Raw genomic sequence first — 12286 nt, forward strand, 5'->3', positions numbered from 1 at the left:
GGTGGGTACGCCCGCGCCCTCCGTCGCCGGGAGGGAACCCGGCGCTCGAACTGCCACGCTCGCCGGAGCAGCGCGGCCCGGTGGGGGCTTCGTTCAACGGACGGCGGGGGATCGCCGCGCGCCGCGCCGAGGAGCGCGGCCCGCCCGAGGCGCGGCGCTACCTGACCGGCTGCGCCGCGAGGGGCGCCTCCCCCTCCGCGCGCTCGCGGGCGCCGTGCTGCTCCTGGAAGTACTCCGAGAGCCGCCGATCGGCGTCTTCCCCGAAGAGGATCCGGCACGCCTCGCGGAGGCCGGGCGAGCTCGCGAGCTCGCCCGCGCGGACGAGGAGCGAGATCTTCGTGCGCCGCCGCAGGAAGTCCTCGAGCTTCACGATCATCTCGTGCCGCGCGGCGTGCGCGATCTCGCACCGCACGTCCTCCGCGCCCTCGATCAGCGCCTCGGCCATCCTCGGGTCGCGCCGGATCTCCTCGAGCAGCTCGCGCGCCGCGGCGCCGTACCGGCGCCACAGCCGCGCGCTGAGCTTCTCCGCGGCGCGCGGCGGCGTCAGCGCGTCGAGATCGAGGAGGCGCGCCGTTTGGAAGAACTCGTGACGAACCTCCGCGGCCGGCTCGCCGTACCAGCGCTGCGCCGGGCGGGGCAGCGCGACGCCGAGCTCCTCTGCGGCGGCGCAGATCTCCTCGCCCACGTTGATGCAGTCGGTGAGCTTGCCGCCGAAGATGCTCACGTGGGCCTGCGCGCGGTCGACCTCGATGGCGTGCTTGCGCGAGAGCTGCAGCCAGTCCTCGCCGCCGCCGCCGTCCGCGACCGCGAGCGGGCGCACCCCGCAGCGCTCGGCGATGACGTCCGCCTCGGTGAGGGGCCGCGGCAGGTTGAGGCGCTTGTTGATGTTCGACAGCACGAAGCGCCGATCCTCGGGCGTCACCGCGGCATGAGGGCTCTCGACGCGGGTGTCGGTCGTGCCGATGCACGTCCTCGGGCCCATCGGGATCACGAAGAACAGCCGGCCGTCGTCGGCGAAGAACGTCAGCACCCGGCGGCTCGGGGTGAGCCGATCCACGATGAGGTGGATGCCCTTCGAGAAGATGTGCCTGTGGCTCGTCCGCTGGCCGGTGAGCGCGTTGTGCGCGTCGACGAACGGCCCGCAGGCGTTCACGAGCACGCGCGAGCGGATGGCGAGCTCCCGCCCCGTCACGACGTCGCGGGCGCGTGTGAGCCACGCGTCCCCCTCGCGCCGCGCGCCGAGCGACTCGACGTAGTTGGCCGCCCGCGCGCCGTGATCGAGCGCGGCGCGGACGAAGCCCCAGACGAACCGCGCGTCGTTGTCGACGAGGTACGCGTCGGAGTACTCGAATCCTCCGTCGCAGCCGTCCAGGTTGATGATGGGCTCCTCCCGGGCCATGACCCGGCGGGAGAGCAGGCGGGGGATCTTCGTGAAGAAGCTGCCGATGATCCAGTAGAGCCAGGTGCCGAGGAAGAGCTTGAAGAGGCCGTGGCGGAACCCCCGCTCGTGCGCGGTATAAAAACGGATCTCCTGCACCGTCGACGGGTAGCTCCTGAGCAGGAGGTTCCTCGACTTGCAGAGCTTCCGCACGAGCGGAAACTCGAAGCTCTCCATGTACTTGATGCCGCCCCAGGCGAGGTTCGACGACTCCTGGCTCGTGAACCCGGCGAAGTCGCCGCGGTCGATCAGCGCGACCGTGGCCCCCTTCGCGGCGAGGGCCGCGGCGGCGACGGCGCCGTTGATCCCGGCGCCGAGGACGAGGACGTCGAAGGTCCCGCGGCTCAAGCTGTCGATGTTCGTGGCCCGCAGCATCGATGGCGACCCGGCGTGAGGCGCGGCTCTCGCGCCACGGGAGCTCTATCACGTCTCCGTGGCTCCGGGGGCGGCGGGCGGGCCGAAAAGCGCCGCTCGCGGTGTCACGCCGCGCGCGGCGCGGACATCGGGGGCGCGCGCCGCGATGCCGCTCCGCCCCGCCTCAGCCCATCAGCCCATCGGCCCACAGGCCGTCGTCGCCGTGGAGCGCGTCGGGCGACGTCGCCGGGAGGGCGCGGCGCGGGCCGCTCTTCGGACCGACGGCGTGGCCGGTGTGCAGGTGCTGCCACCGCGCCATCTTGGTGTAGACGCCGCCCCGACGCAGGAGCTCCGCGTGCGCGCCGCGCTCGACGATGCGGCCGCGCTCCAGCACGAAGATCTGATCGCAGTCGACGATCGTGCTCAGGCGGTGGCTCATGAGGAGGATCGTCCGCTGGCCCTTCAGCGCGCGGAGCGCCTCGCCGATGGTCCGCTCGTGCTCGGCGTCGAGCCCGTCGGTCGGCTCGTCGATCACGAGGATGGGCGCGTCGGTCAGCAGCGCGCGCGCGATGGCGATGCGCTGCCGCTGGCCGGCCGACAGGTTGAGCCCGCCGTCCGCGATCTGCGTCCCGTAGCCGTCCGGCAGCGCCTCGATGAAGCCCGCCGCGCCCGCCATCTCGGCCGCCCTCCGGATCTCGTCGTCGGTCGCGAAGGGGCGGCCGTAGGCGATGTTCTCGGCGATCGTGGCCGGCAGGAGGATGCTGTCCTGGAGGACGAGGGCGATGTGCCGGCGCAGGTCGGCCACGCGGATCGCGCGCGTGTCGATGCCGTCGAGCCTCAGCGCGCCGCGCGTCGGGTTGTGGAAGCGCGGCAGCAGGCTGAGCAGCGTCGTCTTGCCGGCGCCGACCGAGCCCACGAACGCGACCATCTGCCCCGGCCGGATCGTCGCGTCGACCCCGCGCAGCACCGGGTGGCCCGGGCGGTACTCGAACCCGACCCCGTCGAGCGAGAGCACGCGCGGCTCGGTCGGCAGCGACGCCGCGTCGTGCTCGTCGACCACCGCCTGATCGCGGTCCAGCACCTCGAAGACGCGCTGGGCGCCCGCGACGCCGCCCTGCACCGCGGCGCCGGCGCCGGTCAGCTTGCAGAGCGGATCGTAGAGCATGCCGAGGTAGCCGAGGAACGCCGTGAGCGCGCCCAGCGTCATGCCGGAGTCGACCGCGCCGCTGCGCGCCTCGACGACGAGGTAGCCGCCATAGCCGAGCACCAGGGCGCCGCCGAGCCCGAGGATCGAGCCCACGGTGAGCAAGTGGCCGAGCTCGTCGTGGTGAAGCCTGAGCCACGCCTTCACGCTGTTGCGCAGCGTCGCGTGGAAGCGCGCCTCCTCGTCCGCCTCGCGGCCGAACGCCTGGACGAGGCCGATCGAGGCCATCGAGCGCTGCACGGACGTCGTGAGCTCGCTCTCGACCTCCTTCGCCTCGGTGCACCTCTTGTGCAGCGCGCGCCCGAACCGCTGGTTCGTGAGCAGGAGCGGCGGCACGACCGCGAGCGCGAGCAGCGTGAGCGTCAGGCTGCGCGAGGCCATGATGCAGATCATCACCGCGAGCGTCAGCGCGCTCCCCATCACCGCGACGGCCACGTTGAGGATCCCGTGGAACCCGGCGGCGTCCTGGTTGAGCCGGTAGAGGGCGTCCCCCTGCGGCTGCGCCCGGTGATAGCCGATGTGGAGCGCCTGGAGCTTCCTGTACACGTCGCAGCGCACGCGCGTGAGCCCGCCGTAGCCGATGCGGAAGTTGAGCAGGGCGCGGCCCATGCCGACGAACTCCTGCGCGACGCGGAGGACGAGCGTCATCGCCGCGAGCCCGAGGACGCGGCCGAGCAGGCTGTCCGGGAGCGGCGCGAGCAGGAGGCGGTGGACGACGTCCTCGTTGCGCGGCCCGCTCGAGATGAGATCCACGATCACGGCGACGGGCCACACCTGGAGGAGGCTGATCGCGATGGAGACGCAGACCAGGAGGGAGAGCGCGCCGATGCGCGCCCACTCCTCCTTGAAATAGGCGCCCACGCGGAGGAAGAAGCGGAGCCGAGCCCCGCCGGCCGCCGAGCGGCTCGGCGCGGCGCGCCGCCGCTCTGCGGCCATCGCCGGCGAACGCCTCGACGACCCGATCCTGCCTTCGCGCCGCGGCGAAGGGTGATAGTCCTTGCGGTGAGCTTGTGCGCTCATGGTTCGCTGAGCTCTCTCCTGTCTACGGCTGAGGTGGCCGCCGGCGGCCCGGGCTCGGGCCCCGCCTGACGGTCCATCGGTTCCGACCGGTAGCGAGGTATCGGCGCAGATGTAACAGCCCCTCGCGGCCGCGCTCACGGCAATGTGCAGGAGAGGAGCAGAGCTCCTGCTGATTTGCTGCGCGGTTGTCCGGGACTCCAGGGCTCGCCGCGGCGGCGTGGTCACGGCACAGGCCGGCGGCGCGGCCGTCGCGCCGCGCTCACCTGCGCGTCTGTTGTCCGGTCAGCGCGAGGCGGCGGCCGAGCGCGCGCGCCAGCGTGAGATCGAGCTCGCCCGAGCTCGCCCGGGGCGAGCCGCCGCGCCGGGCGGTCGTGTCCGCGGGCTCCATCGCCGCGCGGGCGGGGGGCTGGACCAGGACTCCATGGTTGAGGAGGGAGACGACCATCGACTGGAGAGCCGCGCGCTGCGCCCCCGCGATCGGCGAGGGCGAGCAGAACACGGACGCCACCTTGCCGGCGAGATCGCCCGAGAGCTGCCTCGCTCCGTCGAGGAAGCGGCGGAGCTCCGCGCTCATCGTGCCGTAGCGCGCGGGCGAGCCGAGGGCGATGCCGTCGGCCCAGAGGAGGTCGTCGCGGCGCGCCACCGGGACGCAGGCGAGGTGTTCCCGGGTGGCACGGATCCGCTCACTCGTCCTCCAGCGCTCCTGCGGCGCGAGGTCGGCGATCTGCCGGAGCCGCACGGTCGCTCCGGTCTGCTCGGCGCCCTCGGCGACCGCGGCGGCGAGCGCGGCCGTGTCGCCATGAAGGGAATAGAAGATCACGGCCACGTTCATGGGGCCGCGACCATGCAGCGCGCGTACCGCGATCGTCGCGCCGGCGCGCGCCGCGCCGCTCCTGACGAGCTCGCTGCGCGCAGGGGCGTGAGCGGTTCGTCGCGGGCGATCCGTCCGCGCGCCGTGCGCCGCGGCGCGATTCAAATTGCGCGCTGTGGGGGAAAGCTTTATGGGGCCTCCATGGTCGCGAACGGACCGCGCTCGGGCGATAACGACGATGCCCCGCGCGATCCGGAGCGGGGCGACGGCGGCGTGGCCGCGGGCGACCCGCCCGCGGCCACGCGCGCCCCTGGGCGCGGCGCCGCGGCGGGCGGCCCCGCGCGATCGCGGGCGATCCTCGTCATCGAAGACGACCAGGGCGTCATCGACGCGCTCGTGGGTGTCCTGTCGGACGAGGGTTACGAGGTGATGACGGCCAGGAACGGCGCCGAGGCGCTGGCCGCGCTCCGCGACGCGCCGGCGCCGGCGGTCATCGTCCTCGATCTGATGATGCCGATGATGGACGGGTATGCCTTTCGCGCGGAGCAGCTGCGCATTCCGGCGATCGCCGACATCCCGGTCGTCGTGCTCACGGCGGGTGCGGCGCCGCGCGCGGCCGAGCTCGGGCCCGTCGACATCCTGAAGAAGCCCGTGAACCTCGCCGCGCTGCTCGACGCAGTGGGGCGGTACGTCGGACGCCGGGGCGAGCTCAGCGCGTGAGCGCGCTCGCGAAGCTGGTCGTGGCGGTCGTCGCGGTGTTCACGATGTCGAGGGTCAGCGTGGCGCCGAAGTAGAAACGAGGAGCGTACCGGCGCACGGGCGAGACGGACTCTCCGACCGGCAGGATCATGTCCTCCGCGTGGCCGGCGGGGAGGTACTCCTGCTGGACGAAGGCCAGGCCGGCGTTGAAGCTGAGGCCCGCCACGGGCTCGATCACGCCGCCGAAGAAGATGCGGTCGAAGGGCTCGCCGAGGTCGAGGTCCACGCCGGCCTGCACCCCGAGCAGGTCGCCCAGCGTCGCCGCCAGCCGCATGTCCTGGAACGACGAGATGACGCCGCGGCGCCGGCCCCCGGGAAAGACGTTGAGCACGATCGAGGGATTGACGCTCCAGTCCTCCTGGACCGAGAGGCGGCGCTCGCCGCCGGCGCCGGGGAGCGTGGTCTGGACGACGCGCCGCGACCCGTCCATCACGAGCGGGAAGAGGACGCCGAACTCGAGGTAGTACTGCCCCTGGTCGATGGGCACGGCATACGACTCGTCGATCGCGCTCTCGGGTCCGTCGCCCGCGAGCTCGTAGCGGATCTTCAGCGACGTGATCGACGTGTCCTCGGGGACCTCCGCGGTCTGCTCCGCGAGGAGCTCGAGCCTCGCGGGAGCCCGGGCGGCCGACGCCGGATCGTCGAAGCGGCGATCCGGCGAGCGGATGAAGCTCACCGAGAGCTTGAGCTTGTCCTTGAGCGCTGCCTCGCCGAACACGCGTACGATCAGCCTGTCTCCAGGCGATAGAGCGCCGGCGAGCGAGTAGACATCAGGCGCCAGGCCGTCACAGAGCGGCTCGCCGGATCTGGCGTCGATGCAGAAGGCGCCGGGTGCCTTGCAGGAGCTCGTGCAGATCTGCTGGATCTCCTGGCGCTGCGCCGTCAGCGGATCCGCGCCGCCGCCGGGGGCGGCAGGCGGCGCCGGGATCTTCGAGAGTTCCTTGCCTGCCTGGTCCCTCGCCGTGACGTAATCGCAGTGTTCGGCGATGGCCTTGACCGCCGCGGCCTTCTTCTCGGCGTCCGTGCCTGCAGCGCTCGACGCGGTCTTGCGGCTCGCGAGGAACGCGTCGCTCTTGGTCTTCGCCAGGGTCACCGCGGTCGTCACGCTGGCGCTCGGGGCGGCGGAGCCGCGTTTCTGGAGAGCGGATATCTCGTTCAGGACCTCCCCTTCGATGTTGAGCAACACGCCGCTCAGCTTCTCGGCGCACGTCTTGTCATCGGCGCCGCTGCATAGCTGGTCGACATCCCTGCACGCGCCGTCCGCACGAGCGACGCGGGGCGTGAGGAGAATCGCGCAGATGGCCGCCGCGACGCGCGCGATCCGCATCCACGGCGCATCTTGATTTGACTTGAGGAGCGCGCGCTCCCGCTTCCCATTCACGGTTCGTCTCCTCCTGTGCTGCCGCCATCGCCGCCATCGCCGCCGGTGCCGCCGCCGCCCTCGCCCGTGCCGCCGGTTCCGCCGCCGCCCTCGCCCGCGCCGCCCGCGCCTCCCCCGCCGTCACCGGAGGGGCTCTGCCGCACGTTCGTGATCGGCAGGAGCCGGCTCGCGAGCAGCGGCCCCGAGCACGCCGGGGCGTCGTCGCCGCTGCCAGGCCCGAGGAGATCGACGTACAGCTCGCATTCGACATCGTCCGGTATCACGAGGAAGAACCGCGGCTCGCCGGGCGGGGGCGCGGGGATGCACGACGGCTGTTGCGCGGCTCCGCCGGGCGCGTCCGTCGATAGATCGAGCTTCCCCGCGATCGTCTTCAGGCGCAGGTAGGCGCCCCCTCGTTGCTGGACGAGCACGCTGGTGCCCAGCGCTGGCGAGCCCGGCTGCTCCGCGGCCGGCGCGACGATGAGATATCTCTCCACCTCCGGGTCCGCGGGGCACCCGGACGAAGAGAGCGCGGCGAGCATGATGAGCCCGAGCGGCCACCTGTGTCGGTTGGTCATGATGGTTCGTCTCCTGACGATTCGCTCGCGTGAGCGCGCAAGAATGCCATGCTCCCGCTCATGGCCAGAAGAGCGGCGCCGCCTCGCGCTCGCGCGGCGTCACGAGCACGGCATCCTGGGCGTACCCGGCGCGGTTCATGGCGCGCGTCGCGCTGTCGACGATCCGCGCGAGGGAGGTCGTCAGCCCTCCGGGCTGCTCGAGCTCCCGGACGAGGTGATAGGTGAGCGCCCCGTGGACCCGGCCGCCCAGCGGGCCTTCGTACGCGCGCTGCCCCTCGGCGCAGGCGCCGATGAAGACGACGGGGAGCTCGCCCATCGCCCTGCGCATCCGGCGCTCCGCGCGTCGCCGATCGTTCGCCCGCGCGCTCCGGGGCTCGGGCGCCGCGGCGGCGCTCCAGCCGCGAGCGGTCCTGTTCTCGGCCGCCGGCGGTCCTCCCCGCGCCGACGCCGGGGGCATCCCGCCAGCGTGGCAGGAGTCGCAGGTCCACACGACGTGCGCGCCCCTGGGCAGGGTGGAGAACAGCGCGGTGAGCTCGTCGTCGAGGATCGCCGTCGAGCTCGTCCTGTCGAAGCCGAGCGCGCAGAGCACCTCGTCGAGCCGATCGAGCTCGCCGGCGTCGTCCGGCGTGTCGAGCTGGTCGCCGTGGCCGCTGAAGTGGAAGAGGAGCTGATCCCGCGGCTCGGCGCCGCGCACGAGCCACTGGAGCCTCTCCAGGATGGCCGACTTGGTACCTGCCATCTGGGTGGCAGAGACGATCTCCGTGTCGACGCTGAAGCCACACCGGTCTCTGAGAAACTCGCTCATCAACGCGACGTCGTTCACGGGACCGGCCAGCGGATTGCCTGCGTAGTCGTCGATGCCGACGAGCACGGCGCGCTTCTTCATTCGGTGCTCCATTCTGTCATGCCCGGTGAAACAAATGAGAGGCCGACAGCGTACTATCGCGCCCTACTTCGGCGCCTGTCCAGACAAAAGCGCGAGCGTGGTCGAGCGGCACGAGGCGTGTCCTCCGGGGCTCGCGGGCGGGCCGGCGTGCGCCGCGCCGGCGTTCGCGGGCGGGCCGGCGTGCACCGCGCCGGCGTTCGCGGGCGGGCCGGCGTGCGCCGCGCCGGCGTTCGCGGGCGGGCCGGCGTGCGCCGCGCCGCCGAGCCGCCCGCGAACGCGCGGGTCCTCGCCCGTTCGCGTGGTAAAGTCGGCCCCGCGACATGCCGTACGAGCGCCGTCTCTTCCTTTTCCTGAGCCCTTTGCTCGCCGCCGCCGGATGTGCGGCCGATCGCCCGTCTCAGCCCGAGGGGTGGGACAGCGCGGTGGCGCTGCGGCCGGCGCTCGATCGCGACGCCAGGCCGGAGGTGGTCGAGGTCGATCTGACCGCGCGCGTCGAGGAGGTCGAGATCGTGCCCGGCAAGCGGACGCCCACCTGGACGTATGACGGCGGACTGCCCGGCCCGCTGCTCCGCGCCAGGGTGGGAGATCGCGTGATCGTGAATTTCCGCAACGAGCTCCCGGCGCCCACGACGATTCACTGGCACGGCGTGCGCGTGCTGGCGGAGATGGACGGCGCGCCCGGGCACAGCCAGCCCGAGACGCCGCCGGGCGGCAGCTTCACCTACGACTTCATCGTCCCCGACGCGGGGCTCTACTGGTATCACCCGCACGTCGACTCCGCCGTCCAGGCGGGGAATGGCCTCTACGGCCCGCTGCTCGTCGAGGACCCGGGCGAGCCTGCGGGGCTCGGCGACGAGCTCGTCCTCGTGCTCAGCGACATCAGCCTGCGCGACGACGGCACGCTCGAGGACCCGCAGGTGGGCGGCAACCTCGGCACGCTGTTCGGGCGCGAGGGCGACCTCTTGCTCGTGAACGGGCGGGTGAACCCGGTGATCGAGGCGCGCGCCGGGCTCAGGCAGCGGTGGCGCATCGTCAATGCGGCCAAGTCCCGTTATTACCAGCTCATGATCGCCGATCACCGGTTCACCCGGATCGGCGGCGACGGCGGGCTCCTCGAGCACCCCGTCGCGACGGACAGGATCCTGCTCACCCCCGGCGAGCGCGCCGACGTGCTGATCGTGCCGCGCGGCGCGCCGGGCTCGACGCTCCCGGTGCGCTGGGTGCCTTACGACCGCGGTTATGGCGCGACGTTCGGGAGGGCCGAGGTCGAGGCGTTCCGCCTCCGCCTCGCGGCCGAGCCCGCGGCCGAGGACGCGCCGCGCCCCGAGGTGGGGAGGGACATCCCGGCGCTCGACACGGCGGCGGCGACGCGCGTCGATCTGAAGCTCACGCTGCAGGAGAGCCCGGACGGCGTGGAGATGGGCATCAACGGCGTGCCCTCCTGGAAGGCGGAGCCGCTCGTGGCAGCGGTGGGCGAGACCTCGGTGTGGACCGTGGAGAACACGTTCGATTTCGATCACCCGTTCCACCTGCACGGCTTCTTCTTCCAGGTGCTCGGCGCGGACGGGAAGCCGGTGCGGCCGCTGGAGTGGAAGGACACGGTGAACGTGCCTGTCGACGGGGCGGCGCGCTTCGCGGTCCGTTACGACAACCGGCCTGGGATGTGGATGTTCCATTGCCATATCCTCGACCACGCCGAGGCCGGCATGATGGGGATGTTGCACGTCATTCCGTGACGGCGCAGGGGCCGATGGGCTCCTCCGTCCGGGGCGCTGTGGGCCTGCCGCGCCATCTGGTGGTAACCTGGCGTCATGCCGGATCTGCCCATCTCTCTGCGGCCGCTCGAGGTCGCGGAGCTCGAAGCCTTCGTCGATCTCGTGGTCTGCTCGTACGCGGAGCAGCGCGCGAGCGCCGTGGACGCGCGGACGGAGGACGAGCAGCGCAACGCGCGCTCCCAGATCGAGGCGTTCCTGCCGCAGGGGCTCGCCACCCCCGACCACCACATCTATGCGGTGCTGGAGGGCAGCGCCGTGGTCGGCCACCTCTGGATCGGCATGACCAGCGCGGACGGGTTTCGCAGCGCGTTCCTCTACGATATCCACCTTCGCGAGGACGCCCGCGGCCGGGGGATCGGGCGCCGGGTCATGGCCCTCGCCGAGGAGGTCGCCCGCGGCCTGGGCGCGCGGGACATCGAGCTGCACGTCTTCGCGCAGAACGCGCCGGCGCGGGGGCTCTACGAGTCGCTCGGCTACCGGATCACGAGCATCAGCATGAGAAAGCACCTCGGCTGAAGTCCGCGTCGCGCCGCCCGAGCGCGTGATCCGCGCGATTCGGGGGTTGCAGGACACGACAGCGCGCGGATCGATGGCAGGATCGAGATGGCGGACATCGCGTTCCAGAGGGGTGAACGGCAGGCGGCTCCCCTCAGGCGACCCGCGCCGCGCCGGCGGCGCCGGCCCCGACGCGGACGATCTTGCCCCCCGTGAGGCGCCGGAGCCGGACGACGAGGAGCACCGAGTTCGTCACGAGCCCTGTCGTGAGCCCCCACCAGAGCCCTGTTGCGCCGAGGCTCAGCGCGAAGCCGAACAGGAGCGTGAGCGGGAAGCCGACAAGCCAGTGAGATGCGATGTTGGCGAGGAACGGAAACCGCACGTCCCCCGCGCCGCGCAGCGCCCCGGCCGCGACCACCTGGACGCCGTCGAAGAGCTGGAACAGCGCGGCCACATAGAGCAGCTGGACGCCGATGTTCAGCACCTCGGCGTCCGACGTGAACAGGCCGACGAGCCTGCGCGGGGCCAGCGCGAACAGGAGGGCGCCGCACGTCATGACGGCCGTGCCGAGGGCGAGCCCGAGCAGCGCGGATCGCCGCGGAGGGGCGCCGGCGCCGATGGCGTGGCCGACGCGCACCGACGTGGCGCCCGCGACGCCGAGCGCGCCCATGAAGGTGAAGCTCGCGAGCCCGAGGGCGATCTGGTGCGCCGAGACGGTGGGGGCGCCGAGGCGCCCCACGATCATCCCGAGGACCGCGAAGGCGCCGCTGCCGACGAGCAGGTGCAGCCCGATGGGCACGCCGAGGCGGAAGACCGCCCCGGTCGCGACGCGCTCGCACAGCGGCGCGGGCCGGCGCAGCCGCGCGGCGCGGAGGACGACGGCGGCGAGGACGAGGCTGCCGGCGCTCGTCGCGAGCCCGGCGCCGAGGGCGCCGAGGCGCGGCAGCCCGATCGGCGGGAGGTGCAGCCACGCGAGCATGTCGTCGCCGCGGACGAGCAGCCCGCACAGCGCCGCGTTGACGACGTTGGCGGCGATGGAGGCGACCAGCGCGGGCCGCGTCTCGCCGTGGGCCTGCAGGAACGTCCTGTACGCGAGGTGCGCGAGGAACGGGAAGAACCCGGGAGCGTGCCCGAGCAGGTACGCGCGCACGCCCGGGATGAGCGCGGCCTCGACGCCGATCGGCTCGAGCAGCAGCGTCGCGGCGAACGAGAGCGCGACGCTCGGCAGCGAGAGGAGCGCGCAGGCGCGGAGCGTCGACCGCAGCGCCGCCCACGCGTGCGCGGGCTGGCCGGCGCCGATCGCCTGGGACGCGAGCGGCTCGAGGGCGAACGCGACGCCCATCCCGAACGAGGTCACCGCGAACATGATGGAGCGAGCGATGCCGATGGCCGCGAGATCCTGGACCGAGGCGCGGCCGATGATCGCCGTGTCGACGAGGCCCATGGACACGAGGCCGAGCTGAGCGAGGGTGATCGGCAGCGCGAGCCGGGCCAGCGTGCGCAGCTCGGCGCCAGCGTCGGCGCCGGAGGGCGCGAGCGAAGCACGGCTCATGCTGGCTCCATGAGGGCCGCCGCTTATCCCCGGGTCCCCGCTGCGTCAACGCGC

Annotated in this window: 10 protein-coding genes; 3 read left to right on the top strand and 7 right to left on the bottom strand. The window is 72.7% G+C overall.

Annotation, left to right across the window (positions count from 1 at the left end; genetic code table 11):
- Positions 1-157 precede the first annotated feature (157 nt).
- From WME83_RS08660 to WME83_RS08670, 3 genes are all read right to left on the bottom strand, one after another.
- Positions 158-1813, bottom strand: coding sequence for a glycerol-3-phosphate dehydrogenase/oxidase (locus tag WME83_RS08660; RefSeq protein WP_437318786.1), 1656 nt, complete (start codon positions 1811-1813; stop codon positions 158-160).
- A gap of 163 nt (positions 1814-1976) precedes the next feature.
- Positions 1977-4016, bottom strand: coding sequence for an ABC transporter ATP-binding protein (locus WME83_RS08665; protein WP_437318787.1), 2040 nt, complete (start codon positions 4014-4016; stop codon positions 1977-1979).
- A 259-nt stretch (positions 4017-4275) separates the two neighbouring features.
- The gene (locus WME83_RS08670) at positions 4276-4848 is read right to left on the bottom strand and encodes an NAD(P)H-dependent oxidoreductase (protein ID WP_437318788.1); all 573 of its coding nucleotides are present in this window, start codon (positions 4846-4848) and stop codon (positions 4276-4278) included.
- Positions 4849-5028: 180 nt separating this feature from the next.
- On the opposite strand from WME83_RS08670, the gene WME83_RS08675 reads away from it, so the two are divergent.
- Entirely contained in the window at positions 5029-5547 is a 519-nt protein-coding gene (locus tag WME83_RS08675) for a response regulator (RefSeq protein ID WP_437318789.1), read from the top strand.
- On the opposite strand, the gene WME83_RS08680 is transcribed toward WME83_RS08675, so the two are convergent.
- Genes WME83_RS08680 through WME83_RS08690 form a run of 3 tightly spaced genes read right to left on the bottom strand, consistent with a single transcriptional unit; the run spans position 5537 to position 8410 of the window.
- Complete coding sequence (locus tag WME83_RS08680) at positions 5537-6967, bottom strand: hypothetical protein (RefSeq protein ID WP_437318790.1); 1431 nt, start codon at positions 6965-6967, stop codon at positions 5537-5539. The two genes, WME83_RS08675 and WME83_RS08680, sit on opposite strands and share 11 nt — an antisense overlap.
- Positions 6964-7524, bottom strand: a complete 561-nt coding sequence (locus WME83_RS08685) for a hypothetical protein (RefSeq protein WP_437318791.1) — start codon at positions 7522-7524, stop codon at positions 6964-6966. Before WME83_RS08685 ends, WME83_RS08680 begins: the two co-directional genes overlap by 4 nt.
- 58 nt (positions 7525-7582) lie before the next feature.
- Positions 7583-8410, bottom strand: a complete 828-nt coding sequence (locus WME83_RS08690; protein ID WP_437318792.1) for a caspase family protein — start codon at positions 8408-8410, stop codon at positions 7583-7585.
- A 320-nt stretch (positions 8411-8730) separates the two neighbouring features.
- Here WME83_RS08690 and WME83_RS08695 point away from each other — a divergent pair, with 320 nt between their 5' ends.
- Positions 8731-10146, top strand: coding sequence for a multicopper oxidase family protein (locus tag WME83_RS08695; protein WP_437318793.1), 1416 nt, complete (start codon positions 8731-8733; stop codon positions 10144-10146).
- A 75-nt stretch (positions 10147-10221) separates the two neighbouring features.
- Positions 10222-10701 carry an N-acetyltransferase family protein gene (locus WME83_RS08700; protein ID WP_437318794.1) on the top strand — a complete coding sequence of 160 codons (480 nt, stop codon included), beginning with the start codon at positions 10222-10224 and terminating at the stop codon, positions 10699-10701.
- 133 nt (positions 10702-10834) lie between these two features.
- Here the strand turns inward: WME83_RS08700 and WME83_RS08705 are convergent, their stop codons facing one another.
- Positions 10835-12232 (bottom strand): MATE family efflux transporter, encoded by a 1398-nt coding sequence (locus WME83_RS08705; RefSeq protein WP_437318795.1) that lies wholly within the window; start codon positions 12230-12232, stop codon positions 10835-10837.
- Positions 12233-12286: the final 54 nt, after the last annotated feature.

The organism is Sorangium sp. So ce385, assembly GCF_051474135.1.
Lineage (GTDB): Bacteria > Myxococcota_A > Polyangia > Polyangiales > Polyangiaceae > Sorangium > Sorangium cellulosum_D.